Source organism: Caballeronia sp. AZ7_KS35, from assembly GCF_023631045.1.
Taxonomy (GTDB): Bacteria; Pseudomonadota; Gammaproteobacteria; order Burkholderiales; family Burkholderiaceae; genus Caballeronia; species Caballeronia zhejiangensis.
In genome coordinates, this window is sequence record NZ_JALQDV010000039.1 from 187,025 (window position 1) to 203,112 (window position 16,088).

Here is a 16,088-nt window from a genome sequence, read left to right on the forward strand (position 1 = left end):
CCTCAAAAATATGGACCACCCCGGAGACAACAACATGCGCAAACACAACAAGCTTTTCGCCAGCGTCGCACTCGCTCTCGGTTTCACGATGTCGCTATCCGCGCACGCCGCCGACAAGCAGTTGAAGTCCATCGGCATCACGGTCGGCTCCCTCGGCAATCCGTACTTCGTGACGATCTCGAAGGGCGCGGAAGCGAAGGCCAAGACGCTCAATCCGAACGTGAAGGTGACGGCTGTTTCGTCGGATTACGACATGAACAAGCAGTTCACGCAGATCGACAATTTCATTTCGGCGAAGGTCGACATGATCCTGCTGAACGCCGTCGATCCGAAGGCGATCGAGCCGGCGGTGAAGAAGGCGCAGAAGGCGGGCATCGTCGTGGTCGCGGTGGACGTCGCGGCGGCCGGCGCGGACGCGACCGTGCAGACCAACAATGTGCAGGCCGGCGAGATTGCCTGCGATTATCTGGCGAAGAAGCTCAACGGCAAGGGCAACGTGGTGATCGAGAACGGGCCGCAAGTGTCGGCGGTGATCGATCGCGTGAACGGTTGCAAGAGCGTGCTCGCGAAGAACCCGGGCATCAAGGTACTTTCCGACGATCAGGACGCGAAAGGCTCGCGCGAAGGCGGCATGAACGCGATGCAGGGTTATCTGACGCGTTTCCCGAAGCTCGACGGCGTGTTCGCGATCAACGATCCGCAAGCGATCGGCACGGACCTCGCGGCGAAGCAACTGCATCGGAACAACATCGTGATTACGTCGGTGGATGGCGCGCCCGATATCGAAACCGCGCTCAAGACCGACACGATGGTTCAGGCGTCGGCGAGCCAGGATCCGTGGGCGATGGCGCAGCAGGCGGTGAGCGTCGGCTACGATCTGATGAACGGCAAGAAGCCCGCCAACTCGACGATCCTGCTGCCGTCGACGCTCGTCACGCGCGACAACGTCGGCAGCTATAAGGGATGGTCGTCGCCGCGATGAGCGACACCGTCGCTATTTGATCGGCACCACGCGCAGCGCGCTCGGCTTGTCCGGCGCGCTCGACCGATCCACGACGACGAGCCGTTTGCGCGCGACGTCCACCGCCACGCCGCGCGGCGATTGCAGATCGTCGGCGATGACCGTCGCGCGGCCGCGCTTCGAGATGCTGCATACGGCGTGCGCGCCGCATTTCGTGAAGAGCCGGCCGTCGGGCGTCGCGGCCATCAGGTCGGGCGCATCGACCGTCGCGAAGACATCGCTCGCCGGCACGGGCGCGCTCGCCGCCCGCGCCGACTGCAAGTCCACCTGATAGATGCGGTTCGCGGCCTGATCGCTGATGTAGAGCGTGTCGCCGACCGTAGCCAAGCCGACCGGCTTGCCCAATCCGGTGACGATGTCGCGCTCGATCACCTGCCGCGGCGCCGTGCCACGCGTAATCACGCTGACGCCGCCTTCTGCCGGCGCGCCACCCTCCTCCATGAACCAGCTCGACAGAAACGTGCCGCCATCGAGCACGAGCAGGCCGACACGCCGCCGCGCGGAATTCGTGTCCGATGCGAGCGCGACCTGACCGCTCGGCGCGACATCGTAGATCGCGGCCGACGTGCCGAAGCCGAATTGCTCGACGAGCAGATGACCGTTCGGCGCGAACGCGATCTGGCTCAGGCTCGTGCGTTCGCCCTCGGCTGCCGGAATGCGCGCGTAGAGCGAAAACGCGGGCGCGTCCTCTTCGCCGATATGCGACGTCATCACGACGCCGTTGGTCCGGTCGTCGGTGACGAACACGGCGCCGTCCGAATCGCGCACTGCGACGCCGTTTGGCGTGCCCGCGAGCGGGACGGTTTGCACGGCCGCGTCCGGCGGGACGGAGCCGCACGCCGCGAGGAACATCGTCATTGCGATTGCCGCCATCAGCCGACGCTTCATGCACTTCTCCCGTCGATGAGCCCGGCGCAAGGGCGTCGGACCGAACGACCAATATAGCGCGGCTTGCGACAGGTCAATCCGGCGAAGCGTCGTATCCGCGCTTGAATGCGGACGCCCGGGCCGGCCGTTCCCATGCCGCCAGCCGTTGCAGCGCGACGAGTCCGAGCAGCGCGAGCGCGAGTCCCAACGTGAAATCAGCGTGTACGCCCGCACGGTCGACGATCGTGCCGCCGACCGCCGATCCCACCGCAATCGCCACCTGGATGATGCTCACGAACATCGCGGAACCCGCTTCGGGCAAGTCCGCCGTGCCGCGCTGAATCCACACGCTGAAGCACAGCGGCAAGGCGCCGAACGCAATGCCCCACAGCAGCATCCCCGCCGTTTCGCCGATGATCGAGTGCTCCAGCAGCAGCATCGACGAAATCGCGCCGAGCAGCAGCAACACCATCGCGGCGACCGACTTCTTGAGATGACCGGAGACGACCATCGACATCAGCGCATTCGAGAAGAAGCCGACGAGGCCGAAGCCGAAGAGCAGCAGCGTGATCGTGCTCAACGAGAAGTCCTGTTCGAGCAGCGGCGCAATGTACGTGTAGGTCGAGAAATGCGCGCCGAAAACGAGCGCGACCATCAGCATGCTCAATCGCGTGTGAGGACGCGCGAGCAGCTTTCTGAAATCGGCGATGCGCAACGCCGATGCCGACGGCAACGAAGGCACGAGCAGCGCCTGTGCAATCAGCGCCACGGCGACGAGTCCCGCCGTCGCCGCGAACGAGAAACGCCACGACGCGAACGACGCGATGAACGTGCCGAGCGGCACGCCGACGACCGTCGCGAGCGTCACGCCGGTCAGAATGGTCGCGGTGGCCTTCGCTGCATCTTTCGGCTGCACGAGTCGCGGCGCGGCGGCGGTCGCCAAAGTCCAGAAGCCGCCCAACGCGGCGCCGAGCATGGCGCGGCCCGCGAGCATGACCGGCAGATTGTTCGCGACGGCGCTGACGAGGTTCGCGATCAGAAGGACGGCGGTGAGGAGCAGGAAGACATATCGCCGATCCATTCGGCCCGCGCTGACGATGAGCGTCGGGGCGAATATCGCGGCCATGACGCCGGGCGTCGTCACCATGAGACCCGCGACGCCGGGCGACACGCCGAGATCGTGCGCGATCTGCGGCAGCAAGCCGACGGGCAGGAATTCGGCCGTCACGAACGCGAACGCGCTCACGGCCACGGCGATGACGGCGAGCCATTGGCGCATCGACGTCGAACGTCCTTCCGGCGATGCTGCAATTGCTGGTGTATCGATTTGCATGATGGCACTGAGGCTAGATTGGAGTTGGCCACTTTAAGCGCGCTTCCAATCGGGAAAAAGCCGTGTGCCTTGAACAGAGATGCCGGCGCGGACGAACAATGTCCGCGCCGGCTGGTGAATCAGCCCTGCACGAATGCGAGCAGGTCTGCGTTGAGGACGTCCGCGTTGACGGTCAGCATGCCGTGCGAGAAGCCCGGATACGTCTTCAGCGTGCCGTTCTTCAGCAGCTTGATGGACTTCAGCGCGGCATCGGCGATCGGCACGATCTGGTCATCCTCGCCATGCAGAACGAGCGTGGGGACGGAGATCGACTTGAGATCTTCGGTCTGATCCGTTTCCGAGAACGCCTTGATGCCCTCGTAGTGCGCCTTGGCGCTGCCCATCATGCCCTGACGCCACCAGTTCTGGATGACGCCCTGATGCACCGTCGCGCCCGGGCGGTTGAAGCCGTAGAACGGACCTGCGGGCACATCGACGAAGAACTGCGCGCGGTTGTCCGCGAGCCCTTTGCGCAAACCGTCGAAGACGTCGATAGGCAGGCCTTCCGGGTTGGCTTCCGTCTTCAGCATGAGCGGCGGCACAGCGCTCACGAGGACCGCCTTCGCGACGCGTCCCGCCGGTTCGCCGTGCTTCGCGACATAGCGGGCGACTTCACCGCCGCCCGTCGAATGTCCGATATGGATTGCGTTGCGCAGATCGAGCGCCTCGACGACCGCGAAGGCGTCGGCGGCGTAGTGATCCATGTCGTGACCGTCCGAGACTTGCGACGAGCGGCCGTGTCCGCGCCGGTCGTGCGCGATCACGCGATATCCCTTCTGGACGAAAAACAGCAATTGCGCGTCCCAATCGTCGGAAGAAAGCGGCCAGCCGTGATGGAAAACGATGGGCTGCGCGTCCTTCGGGCCCCAATCCTTGTAGAAAATTTCGACGTTATCTTTGGTCGTGACGAACGGCATGACAATCCTCTCTCGTTGATGGGATGGAGCGGGATGCCGGCTGGGCGGATCGCTCAGCCGGCTGCGACGTTCTCGCGGGTAGAACAGTACACGTTTGCCCATTTTGTTGCCCAATCGTGCGCCGGGCATGCCGATTATGTGCGGACAGAAATGTCATCGGTGCGACATCGTAATATATTCCCGGATATAGCCCATTTCGCGCGACCCCATGTTTCGAGGAATCATGTCGTCATGGAGCGAGAGCAATTCGAGTAGCCCATATATCGAGATCGGCGGCGCGGTGCAAAGGCCGCTGACGCTCGATGTCGCCGCAATGCGCGAATTCGGGCGCGTGAGCATCGAACCGTTCGATCTCGTGTGCTTTTCGACGGGCCGCTACATTCGACCGATGGGAAGCTATCGCGGCGTGCCATTGCGCGTGCTGCTCGACGCCGCGGGCGTGCGCCGGCCGGACAACACCGATTTCAAGCGCACCGTGTTCCTCGCGCACGCGCACGATGGCTATGCGGTGACGTTCTCCTGGCACGAGCTTTTCAATACGCCGATCGGCGCGCAGGTGATTGTCGCGTATGAGTGCGAGGATCGGGAACTTGGCATCGAGGACGGATTGCCGGTGCTCGTTTCCGGCGCGGACACGGTGCGCGCGCCGCGCCATCTGAAGCGCCTCGTGCGCGTCGATGCCCACGTTCTGGGTGCGTCGCATCGATGAACGGATCGGCCGATCGCATGCTGTTCGCGCGGGAAATCGGCGCGACGATCACTTCGGCGAAGGAAGTCGCGCTTGCGCGAGGCGTTGAGACGACGTGTGCGCCGGGTTGTCCGCGATGTGAGGTTTTGTGATCCGGTATCCGGACACGCCCTAGATCGCCGCGCACAGACCGGGACTCGCGCTCGTTCGTTCCAAACTCAGAATTTCCCCACTCGAATAAACGCCTCGCATCTCGCGAGGCGTTTCTTCTTTCAGAGTTATCCGTATGAATTTTCAGTTAAGGATGGCTGAAAATTCGGAGTTCTCTGCCGCTAAGCAGTGGCGCGCAGACGCTGACCCCGCCGACTCAATCCCGAAAAGAATCATGAATAAGGGTTTTTACAAACTCGTCTATAGCCGCGTGCGGCATATGCTCGTCGCCGTCGCGGACTTCGCCAGCGCTCATCGCACCGCGCCCGGCGCGCGTCGTCCCGCGACGCGCTCTCATCACGCCGGGCCCGTGCCCGCATTGCGCGCGCTCGTTCTCGCCGCGATGGTCCTTATCGGCAATGTCATCCTAAGCGCGCCGTCAATTGCGCAGATAGTCGCGGTGCCCGGCTCGGGCGCTCAAGTCATACAGACGCAAAACGGGTTGCCGCAAGTCAATATCTCGCGACCCAGTTCGGCGGGCGTGTCGGTCAACAATTATTCACAATTCGACGTCCAGCGCCAGGGCGCGATTTTGAATAACGCTGCAACCATCACGCAGACGCAACAGGCCGGATACGTGAATGGCAATCCGAATCTGACGCCCGGTCGTGAGGCGCGGATCATCGTCAATCAGGTGCAGAGTAATTCGCCGTCGCAATTGCGCGGGTATCTCGAAGTGGCGGGATCGCGCGCAGAGGTGGTCGTCGCGAATCCGCAAGGGATTCGGGTCGACGGCGCGGGTTTCATTAATACGTCCCGAGCCGTGTTGACGACCGGAACGCCGAATTTCGGGCCATCGGGGAATCTGACGGGCTTCAACGTCACAGGCGGGACGATCACGGTACAAGGCGCCGGTCTCAATGTGACGAACGTCGATCAGGTCGATCTGTTGAGTCGCGCTATTCAAGCCAACGCGGCGATTTATGCGAACAACCTTAACGTGGTCGCGGGCGCGAATCAGATCGATCACGACACGCTCAACGCTACGCCGATCGCGGGCACCGGTCCGGCGCCGTCGGTGGCGATCGACGTCGGCGCGCTCGGTGGCATGTATTCGAATCGCATCTATCTGACATCCAACGAATACGGTGTGGGCGTCAGCAATCGCGGGATTCTGGCGGCGCAGGCCGGCGATCTGACGCTCAAGTCCAATGGCCAGCTCGTGCTCGCCGGAACGACGAACGCAAGCGGGAGCATGAGCGTATCGGCGCGCGATGGCATCGATAACAGCGGCGTGACGTATGCTCAGCGCGACGTGATCGTCGCGACATCGGGCGCGCTGACGAACAGTGGCACGCTCGCGGCGCAGCGGAATACGAGCGTCAATGCGGGCAGCGTCGCATCGACTGGAACGCTCGGCGCGGGCGTCAATCAGGATGGCACGGTCGCGCAAGGCGGCGATTTGACCGTTCTGGCTTCGGGCGCACTGAATGCGACTGGCCGGAACGTCGCGGGCGGCAACGCGACGCTTGCGGCCAGCAGCCTCAATCTCGCAAGCAGCCAGACGGCGGCAAACGGGAACGTGTCGCTCGCAGCGAACGGGGGCGACCTGAATCTATCCGGCGCGACGACGAGCGCCGGCGGGTCGATCAACGCCGACGCGACGGACGCGCTCATCAACGACCACGGCACGATGACCGCCGGCAACGGCCTGACGCTCAACGTGGGCCGTGTGTCGAATCAAAGCGGTCAGGTTTCGGCGCATGGGCCGCTCGTCATCCAGTCGGCTGGGCAGATTGCCAATCAGCGCGGCTCGTTCGTATCTGACGGCACAATGCAGGTGCGCGGCGGCGTCATCGCGAACAGCCAGGGGACGATGCAAAGCGCTGCGGCCCTGTCGGTATCGGGTACATCGCTCGACAACACCGCGGGGCGCATCGTCAATCTCTCTACCCGATCATCGACCGTCCGCGATGACCACCTCGCGCCTCCCGTCAGCCCGAGCCACATGCATGTCGCAAACACGGCCTTGCATATTCCCCGCTGCCGTCCTATCCGGACAACCGATAACGCCCGCAAGCCCCTCGTCAAACGCCCCTCCGATTTCCTTCGTGTATCCTCTCGGGCATGGCGACGACCCTGAAAACACCGGAAAACGCATCAGACACCGACGCGGCGAACCAGCCGATCGAAGTGCGCTTTCGCATGCGCATCACGAAAGGCGAGACCATCGCCATCGGTCCGGGCAAGGTGTCGCTGCTCGAAGCGGTGCGCAAGCACGGCTCGATATCGGCGGCGGCGCGCAGCCTCGACATGTCGTACCGGCGCGCGTGGCTGCTCATCGACGAGCTCAATCGCTCGCTCAAATCGCCCGCGACCATCTCCGAACAAGGCGGGCAAAGCGGCGGCGGCTGCGTGCTGACGCCCGTCGGCGAAAGCATCGTGCGGCTTTATCGCGATGTCGAAACACAGGCGCAAGCCGCGTGCGCCGAGCAGATCGAATCGCTCACGCAGTTGCTCAAGCCCTAACCGTGTCGTAAGCAGAACGCCGACGGCGGCGGCGCGCTCGCCTGACCGCCACGCGCGCCAATCGTGAGCCGTCCGACGAACTCCACGAAACTCGCGACGCTCGCGGTGCGCAACGGCGAATACTCGACGCCATGCCGGTCGCAGACGCGCTTGAGCATGCTCATCGAATCGTGATCGATGCAATCGACGGGAAACAGCACGACATCCGCGTTCGGCAGCGCGGCCGCGAGCAAGCCCTTGCGATCTTCGATGCCGCCGTCATGGACGATCAGCTCGCCGCCCGCGGCCTCCACCAGCGCCTTCAGCACCGCATTCGAATTCGGCCTTCCGCCGACATAGACGATGCGCCTGCCGCTCACCCATTCCATCGCGCGTCGGCGCACGTCGGGGCGATCGCAGGCACCGAGCGTCGCGCGTTCCAGCGCCGCGCACTCGGCCTGTACGACCTTCAGCAGCGCCTGAACTTCGCCCAGCTTGTTGCGCAATGCGCGTGTCTCGTCCTCGTCCCGGAGCGCGCGCTGCTCGGCGGCTTCGCGGCGGCTCGTGTGCAGCGCGAGCCTGCGTTCACCGTCCTCGATTTTTTCGCGCAGGCGCTCGACTTCGGCTTCGAGCTGCGCCGTCGGCATATCCGCCTTGCGTTGCCCGAACGCTGCGAGTTGCAGCGCGTGCTCGCTCGCCTGTCTGACGGACGCATCGCGTTCCGCGCTCAGTTCGAAAAGACGCGCCTGCTGCCGATCGATCTTTTCCCTAAGCTCCTGATTCTCCGCTTCGAGCGCGACGAGCCGCCGGATATCCGCGCGATTCGCCGCGCCGACGAGATGCGACAGCATATGAAGTTCGCCGAACGCGGACTGGCGCACTGCAATCGTCGCGTGCGGATGCGACATCACCGCCCAGTACGCGGGCGGAATATCGCCGGACTTCAGCGCCTCGTTCCACAGATCGAGCAGCGCCTGCGTATCGCGCGCGGCGTCAAAACGGCGGATCGCGCCTGAATAGCGTTCGTCGAGCGCCTTGTTCAGCGCCTTCGCGCCCGCGCCGCCCGCAATCGCGAGTTCGACAGCGGCGTGATGAATCTCCAGATCGCTCGCGTGATGGCGGTCGAGATCGGTGAATTTGGGCACGAGCTTGCGTAGCTCGCCCGTCGAAAGACAAGTGCCGATCACCGAGCAATGCAGATGCGAATCCAGTTCGGCAAGACGCGCGCGACGACGCGAGGCGCGAAGATCGGATTCGGTCGGCTGACAGCACGCATCGCGTAGGCCGGGCGCGCTCGAGCGTGCAAGTTGAAACGGAGGGGTCCGCATGATCACCTCGTGCTTTCGTGTTCCGCAATATACCATCGAATATAACGATGACTCAAAGCCGAGGCGATGCGCGAGTCGAGGGCCGTATCCCGCGCGCGCGGTCCGGACACGGCGTATCCTTGTGTCCTTCGGCGCGTCAGGCCGGCCGGACAAGGCCGCGTCCGCAAGGCACGCAGCCGGACATTTCCCATCGCGACGAATTGCTCAACAGGAGAATCTGAATGGCGAGGGTTGAAGTCAAGGTTCCGCAGCTTTCCGAATCCGTCACCGAAGCGACGATGTTGCCGTGGAAGAAAAATGCGGGCGACGCCGTGGCGCAGGACGAAATCCTCATCGAGCTGGAAACGGACAAGGTCGTGCTCGAAGTGCCCGCGCCATCGGCCGGCGCGATCGTGGAAGTGCTGAAGAAGGCAGGCGACATCGTTCACGCGGACGAAGTCATCGCGGTCATCGATACGGACGCGAAGGCATCGGCATCGGCGCCCGCGTCTGCACCCGCTCCCGCTCCCGCGTCTGCCCCGGCGCCTGCGCCTGAAAAGCCCGCCGCCGCGTCAGGTCAGAAGGCCGATTTCGACGTGATCGTCATCGGCTCCGGGCCCGGCGGCTATATCGCCGCGATCCGCGCCGCGCAGCTCGGCCGCAAGGTGGCGTGCGTCGAGGAATGGATCAACCACGCCGGCAAGCCGAAACTCGGCGGCACCTGTCTGAACGTCGGCTGCATTCCGTCGAAGGCGCTGCTCGCGTCATCGGAGCAATTCGAGAAGGCGCAACTCCACTTCGACGAGCTCGGCATCAACCTGGACAACCTTTCCGTCGATGTCGGCAAGATGGTCGGCCGCAAGGAAGCGATCGTCGAGAAGATCACGGGCGGCGTCGAGTTCCTCTTCCGCAAAAACAAGATCACTTGGATCAAAGGTCACGGCAAGCTCGCGGGCAAGGACGGCGCGAACTTCAGGATCGACGTCGGCGGTGAAACGCATACCGCGCAGCATGTGATCATCGCGACGGGCTCGAAGGCGCGGCATCTGCCGAACGTGCCGGTCGACAACAAGATCGTCTCCGACAACGAAGGCGCGCTCGCCTTCACGTCCGTGCCGAAGAAGCTCGCCGTGGTCGGCGCGGGCGTGATCGGGCTGGAGCTCGGCTCCGTGTGGCGCAGGCTGGGCGCGGAAGTGACGATTCTCGAAGCGCTGCCCGAATTCCTCGGCACGACCGACTCCGCGCTGCAAAAGGAGGCCGCGAAGCTCTTCAAGAAGCAAGGTCTCACGATTCATCTCGGCGTGAAAATCGACGGCGTGAAGACGACGGATTCGAGCGTCTCGATCTCCTACAAGGACAAGGACGGCAACGCGCAGACGCTCGACGCGGATCGTCTGATCGTGTCGATCGGCCGCGTGCCGAACACGGACGATCTCGGTCTCGATTCCATCGGCTTGTCGGTCGATGAACGCGGCTTCATTCCGGTCGACGGCCATTGCGCGACGAAAGTCCCGAACGTCTACGCGATCGGCGATGTCGTGCGTGGCCCGATGCTCGCGCACAAGGCGGAGGACGAAGGCGTGCTGGTCGCGGAGATCATCGACGGGCAGAAGCCGCACATCGACTACAACTGCATTCCGTGGGTGATCTACACGCATCCGGAAATCGCGTGGGTCGGGCAGACGGAGCAGGCGCTGAAGGCGGAAGGCCGCGCATTCAAGGCCGGCCAGTTTCCGATGCTCGCCAACGGCCGCGCGATGGGCATCGGCGAAACGGACGGCTTTATCAAGATCCTCGCCGATGCGAAAACCGACGAGATTCTCGGCGTGCACATCATCTCGGCGAACGCGTCGGATCTGATCGCGGAAGCCGTCGTCGCGATGGAGTTCAAGGCGGCGAGCGAGGATATCGGGCGCATTTGCCACCCGCATCCGTCGCTGTCGGAAGTGATGCGCGAAGCGGCGCTCGCCGTCGACAAGCGCGCGCTGAATATCTAAACGCGCCGCGCCATCCACACGCGCAACAGCGAGTAAAGCCGGTCGATGTCGATCGGCTTCGCCAGATAATCGCTCGCGCCCGCCGCGAGACATTGCTCCTGATCGTCCTTCATCGCCTTCGCGGTGATCGCGATCACCGGCAGCTTCCGAAAGCGCGCGTCCTCGCGAATACGCCGCGTCGCTTCGAGTCCGTCCATGCCGGGCATCATCACGTCCATCAACACGACGTCGATGTCCGGATTCTTGTCGAGCGCCTCGATTGCCTCGAAACCGTTGCGGCCGATATCCACCTTCAATCCCTGATGCTCCAGCGCGCTCGATAGCGAGAAGATGTTGCGAATGTCGTCGTCGACGAGCAAAACGCGGCGGCCATCCAGCACGCGGTCGCGCGAGCGCGAAACATGCAGCATCGCCTGACGATCCGCGGAAAGATCCGTCTCGACCTTGTGCAGGAACAGCGTGACTTCATCGAGCAGACGCTCGGGCGAACGCGCGCCCTTGATGATGATCGACTGCGAGTAGCGCATCAGTTCCGCTTCCTCGTCGTGCGTCAGATTGCGGCCCGTGTAGACGATCACCGGCGGGAACGAATACGCGTCGATCGCGGCCATCTGGCGCAAGAGGTCGCCGCCCTGCATATCGGGCAGCTTCAGGTCGATGATCATGCAATCGAAGATCGTCGTCTTCAGCAGTTCGAGCGCGTCGCGGCCGAACTCGACCGGCGTGATCTCCACGTCCGTATCGCTGATGAGTTCGACGATGCTCTGACGCTGACGCGCATCGTCCTCGACGAGCAGCACGCGCTTGATCTTCTGGCTGCTCTTCTCTTCGAGGCGCTGGAAAATCGCCGTCAGTTGCTCGCGCGTCGTCGGCTTCACCGCGTAACCGATCGCGCCGAGGTGCAGCGCGGCCTCGCTTCTGTCCGACGCCGACACGACATGCACCGGAACGTGCCGCGTTTTCGGATTCGCCTTCAGTTCCTGCAGCAGCACGAGCCCCGAGCGGTCGGGCAAGGCGATGTCGAGCAGGATCGCGTTGGGCGCGCTGTCCTGCGCGAGCTTGAGCGCCTCGCGCGCCGTGCCGCTCACGATGCATCGATAACCCAGTTCGTGCGCCAGATCGAGCAGCACTTGCGCGAAGCCCGGCTCGTCTTCGACCACGAGCACGAGACGTCGCCCGGGCGTGACATCGAAGCGATCGTCGTCGATGACGTGGAGCGCTTCGATCGGCGCCTCTTCTTCGACGACCACGGGCGCGGGCGCTTCCGCTACGGCGCTCGGCAACGCGTCGGACGCGCCGTAGACGAGCGGCATCGTCAGCGTGAACGTGCTGCCGGCGCCCTGCGCGCTGCGCACCGCGATATCGCCGCCGAGCAGATGCGCGAGACTGCGCGAAATCGACAAGCCGAGACCCGTGCCGCCGTAGTGACGGCTCGTGGTGCCGTCGGCTTGCTGGAACGCTTCGAAGATCGCTTCGAGCTGATCCGGCGCAATGCCGATGCCGGTATCCGTCACGACGAACTGCACCGCGCCCTCGCCTGCGCGCTTGAGCGTGAGCGAGACCGCGCCCGCATCCGTGAACTTGACCGCGTTCGACAGCAGGTTCTTCAGAATCTGTTCGAGACGGCGGAAATCGGTCGTGAGCGTCGGATAGTCGTCGATATCGTTGCGCAGTTCGAGCCGGAGCTTCTTCTGCCGCGCGAGCGGATCGAAGGTGCGCGCAAGCGAATCCATGATGCGCTGCAAGGGCACGTCCTCGATATGCAAATCGAGCTTGCCCGCCTCGACCTTCGAGAGATCGAGAATGTCGTTGATGAGATTGAGCAGATCGTTGCCCGCAGAGTAAATCGTCTGCGCGTACTTGACCTGGTCTTTCGTCAGATTGCCGGGCTTGTTCTCCGACAGTAGCTTCGCGAGAATCAGCGAACTGTTCAGCGGCGTGCGCAGTTCGTGCGACATGTTCGCGAGAAACTCCGACTTGTAGCGGCTCGCGCGCTGCAGCGCTTCGGCGCGCGTTTCGAGTTCGCCCTGCGCGGCATTGAGCGCGACGTTGCGTTCGTCGAGCACGCGCGCCTGTTCCGCGAGCCGATCGTTGGTCTGTTCGAGTTCGGCCTTCTGATTCGCCAGATAAACGTGCGCCTGCGAAAGCGCGGCCGTCTGCTGTTCGAGTTCCTCGTTGGTCGTGCGCAGTTCTTCCTGCTGCATCTGCAGCTCTTCGTTCAACTGCTGCGTTTCTTCGAGCACGCGTTGCAGGCGCTCGCGATACTGCGCCGCCTCGACGAAATCGCCGATATTCCCCGCAATCGACTTCAGGAACTGCTCGTCGCGTTCGGTCAGCTTGTGCATCGCGCCCAGTTCGATGGCGCCGTTCGCCTGGCCTTCGTTCTCTATCGGCACGATCGCGAGACTCGCGGGCGCGCTCGCGCCGAGCGCCGATGTCACCTTCCAGTAACCAGCGGGCACGTCGTTCATGCTCGTCAGCTTGCGCGCGTGCACCGCCTGCCCGACGAGGCTTTTCACGCCCGCGAGCGATTCGGGAACCGGCGCGCTGTCGGGATCGAAGCCGAAGCTCGCGGTGCGCTTCAACGCACCGTCGGCTTCGAGCACATAGAACGCGCCCATCGAAATCTTCAGGTAATCCGCGAGGAAATCGAGGATCGTCTGACAAAGCTGATCGAGCGATTGCCGGCCGATGACTCTCTCTGCAAGCCGCGTCTGCCCTTCGCGCAGCCAGGCCTGTTCCTGAAGCGCGCGCGTCTGCCGTTCCTGCTCGCCGATCGCCGTGCCGAACGCGCTGGAAAGCTGCATCAATTCGCGTCTGCCGAAGATTGCGAGAATCACGGACAGCGCGAGACTCAGGATCAGGAAGACGACGACGGTGATCGTCGTGAGCTGTTTCGCCGATTCCACGCGCTGCAGCCGCAAGGCCTGCTCGATGTTGAGAAACGCGAAAAGCTCGCGCTCGGTCTCCGCGCGTTCGGCCGATCCGCGCCCCGCGCGCACCAGCGGAACGGAATCCTGCGCGCGGCGGCGGGCATCGATGAGCTCGTCGGCGACCTTGTCCCACTGCGTCTGCAAGGCGCGAATGCGAATCAGGCGATCGACTTGCGGCGCGTTGTCGGAGACGAGATCGGCGAGCGTGTCGATATCGGCGCTGAGCTTCGGCTTCGCGGTGTCATACGGCGCGAGAAAGCTCTCGTCGCCGGTAATCAGATAGCCGCGAATCGCGCTTTCTTTCTCGCTGACGAGCCGGCCGATTTCCTGCGCATTGCCGATCACGCGTTCCGAATGCTCGACCCAGTTGATGCCCGACAGCAGATACAGCACGAGCGCGACGAACGCGACGGCCGTCACGACGCCCGTTCCGAGCGGCAGCGCGATGTTGCGAAAGAGGATGCGACGAAAGCTGGCCTCGTCGACGCCGGACCGCAATGGCATAAACAGCTCCGATGTGGCGTGAAGGTCGCGTGCCGGGCAGATGTCTGGAAGCGGCCCGCACGACGGCGACGATCGCGAAAGTTGTAGTTCTTGTTTCAGCCGCTGCGCATGATACCCGGTTCGCCCGCGCCGCGTAGCGGGCCTCCGGCACGCTCGCGAAGCGTCGCATCGCTTCCTTTCAGCACATTCGTTCGAATGCTTTCATCGCGCTGAACGCCTGTGCGGAGCGCCCGCTCAGCGCGCGTCGAGAACTATTTTTTTCCGCATTGCGTTTATTAATTATAGGTACATATAATAAACCAGCGTCGAAACCGGTGGGCCCCCGCTTCGCGTGAACACCGGCATGTCGCCGGCCTGGTGACAATGGACGGCGAAGCGCCGTCGACAACGAGGAGTTGGTCATGTCGCAAGCAGAGCTTCACACCGGCCCGGCATTCCCGCCGCGCGCCGGGCATTCGACGGCGTCCGATCGGGGCGATGCGTGGAGCGGGAGCGTGCCTGTCGAGGAGTTCATCGACGCGCACCGCTTCTCGCGCTTTCAATGGACGCTGATGGGCGTGTGCTTTCTGATCGTGCTGATCGACGGCATGGACACGGCAGCCATCGGCTATATCGCGCCGGCGCTCGTCAAGGGCTGGGGCATCACGAAGGGCGCGCTCGCGCCCGTTCTAAGCGCCGCGCTCTTCGGGCTCGCGGCGGGCGCGGTCGTTTCCGGGCCGGCGGCGGATCGCTTCGGACGGCGCGCGGTGCTCATCGCCGCGACCGCCTTCTTCGGCGCGATGAGTCTCGCGACCGCGTTCTGCGGCTCGGTCGAATCGCTCGTCACGCTGCGCTTTCTGACCGGCATCGGTCTGGGCGCGGCGATTCCGAACGCGATCACGCTCGTCTCCGAATACGCGCCGGCAAAGAGCCGCTCGATCATCGTCAATACGACGTATTGCGGCTTCACGGTCGGCGCGGCGCTCGGCGGCTTCATTTCATCGTGGCTGATTCCCGCATTCGGATGGCATAGCCTTTTCGTCGTCGGCGGCGTGGTGCCGCTCGTGCTCGCGCTGTTCGTCGCGATGCTCGTTCCGGAATCGGTGCGCTATCTCGTCAAGCGCGGCGCGTCCAAAGAGAAAATCTGGGCGCCGCTTTCGAGGATCGCGCCGCTCGATCTCGCGCGCATCGATTCGTTTCGTCTGTCCGAGCGCACGCGAACGCACGCGAAATCGTCGGTCGGCGCGATTCTCTCGCGCAATTTCGTCGTCGGCACGCTGATGCTGTGGCTCGTGTACTTCATGGGCCTCGTCATCTTCTATCTGCTGATGAGCTGGATGCCGCTGCTCATGAACGAAGCCGGCTTCACGCCCGAGCGCGCCGCGCTGCTCACCGCGCTCTTTCCGCTCGGCGGCGGCATCGGCACGATCGCATCGGGGTGGCTGATGGATCGCTGGAACGCGAACGTCGTCGTGATGCTCGGTTATCTGCTGACCGCCGTGCTGATCTTCGTGGTCGGGCAGGCGATCGGCAGCATCGGGCTCGTGAGCGCGCTGATCTTTCTCGCCGGCACGACGATGAACGGCGCGCAATCGTCGATGCCCTCGCTCGCCGCGATGTTCTACCCGACGCAAAGCCGCGCAACCGGCGTTTCGTGGATGTATGGCGTCGGGCGCTTCGGCGGCATCGCGGGCGTCGCGCTCGGCGGATTGTTCGCGCAGTGGAAGCTCGGCCTGCCGGCGGTGTTCGCGCTGCTCGCCGTGCCCTCGGTGATCGCGGGCATCGCGCTGTTCGTCAAGCTGAAGGCGCACCCGGAGACGGAACGCGCGTGATTCTCGCGGGCCG

The 16,088-nt window shown here is 63.9% G+C and carries 11 protein-coding genes; 6 read left to right on the forward strand and 5 right to left on the reverse strand.

The genetic code is table 11. The features are described 5' to 3' along the window. Positions 1-88: 88 nt before the first annotated feature. Positions 89-982 carry an ABC transporter substrate-binding protein gene (locus NCT05_RS24985; RefSeq protein ID WP_404989962.1) on the forward strand — a complete coding sequence of 298 codons (894 nt, stop codon included), beginning with the start codon at positions 89-91 and terminating at the stop codon, positions 980-982. Between the two features lie 12 nt (positions 983-994). Here the strand turns inward: NCT05_RS24985 and NCT05_RS24990 are convergent, their stop codons facing one another. From NCT05_RS24990 to NCT05_RS25000, 3 genes are all read right to left on the reverse strand, one after another. Next, entirely contained in the window at positions 995-1,909 is a 915-nt protein-coding gene (locus NCT05_RS24990) for an NHL repeat-containing protein (RefSeq protein WP_250503407.1), read from the reverse strand. Positions 1,910-1,982: 73 nt separating this feature from the next. Next, positions 1,983-3,221 carry an MFS transporter gene (locus tag NCT05_RS24995; protein ID WP_033536488.1) on the reverse strand — a complete coding sequence of 413 codons (1,239 nt, stop codon included), beginning with the start codon at positions 3,219-3,221 and terminating at the stop codon, positions 1,983-1,985. Positions 3,222-3,340: 119 nt separating this feature from the next. Next, positions 3,341-4,177: an alpha/beta fold hydrolase gene (locus NCT05_RS25000; RefSeq protein WP_008349142.1), complete on the reverse strand. Its 837-nt coding sequence runs from the start codon at positions 4,175-4,177 to the stop codon at positions 3,341-3,343. A 223-nt stretch (positions 4,178-4,400) separates the two neighbouring features. Here NCT05_RS25000 and NCT05_RS25005 point away from each other — a divergent pair, with 223 nt between their 5' ends. The 3 genes from NCT05_RS25005 to NCT05_RS25015 all read left to right on the forward strand — a co-directional run bounded on the left by NCT05_RS25005 (position 4,401) and on the right by NCT05_RS25015 (position 7,544). After that, positions 4,401-4,886: a molybdopterin-dependent oxidoreductase gene (locus NCT05_RS25005; protein ID WP_250503408.1), complete on the forward strand. Its 486-nt coding sequence runs from the start codon at positions 4,401-4,403 to the stop codon at positions 4,884-4,886. A 364-nt stretch (positions 4,887-5,250) separates the two neighbouring features. Next, positions 5,251-7,158 (forward strand): two-partner secretion domain-containing protein, encoded by a 1,908-nt coding sequence (locus NCT05_RS25010; RefSeq protein WP_350029897.1) that lies wholly within the window; start codon positions 5,251-5,253, stop codon positions 7,156-7,158. Continuing rightward, a complete protein-coding gene (locus tag NCT05_RS25015; RefSeq protein ID WP_008349149.1) occupies positions 7,143-7,544 on the forward strand; it encodes a winged helix-turn-helix domain-containing protein in 402 nt (133 codons plus the stop codon). Before NCT05_RS25010 ends, NCT05_RS25015 begins: the two co-directional genes overlap by 16 nt. Here NCT05_RS25015 and NCT05_RS25020 read toward each other — a convergent pair. Continuing rightward, positions 7,541-8,851: a DUF2325 domain-containing protein gene (locus tag NCT05_RS25020; RefSeq protein ID WP_250441217.1), complete on the reverse strand. Its 1,311-nt coding sequence runs from the start codon at positions 8,849-8,851 to the stop codon at positions 7,541-7,543. The genes NCT05_RS25015 and NCT05_RS25020 overlap by 4 nt on opposite strands. A gap of 221 nt (positions 8,852-9,072) precedes the next feature. Between NCT05_RS25020 and lpdA the strand changes: the two genes are divergently transcribed. Then, positions 9,073-10,827 carry a dihydrolipoyl dehydrogenase gene (gene lpdA / locus NCT05_RS25025; RefSeq protein ID WP_250460633.1) on the forward strand — a complete coding sequence of 585 codons (1,755 nt, stop codon included), beginning with the start codon at positions 9,073-9,075 and terminating at the stop codon, positions 10,825-10,827. Here the strand turns inward: lpdA and NCT05_RS25030 are convergent. Next, positions 10,824-14,264 (reverse strand): response regulator, encoded by a 3,441-nt coding sequence (locus NCT05_RS25030; RefSeq protein ID WP_250503409.1) that lies wholly within the window; start codon positions 14,262-14,264, stop codon positions 10,824-10,826. The two genes, lpdA and NCT05_RS25030, sit on opposite strands and share 4 nt — an antisense overlap. A 401-nt stretch (positions 14,265-14,665) precedes the next feature. On the opposite strand from NCT05_RS25030, the gene NCT05_RS25035 reads away from it, so the two are divergent. Continuing rightward, a complete protein-coding gene (locus NCT05_RS25035) occupies positions 14,666-16,075 on the forward strand; it encodes an aromatic acid/H+ symport family MFS transporter (RefSeq protein WP_250460637.1) in 1,410 nt (469 codons plus the stop codon). Positions 16,076-16,088: the final 13 nt, after the last annotated feature.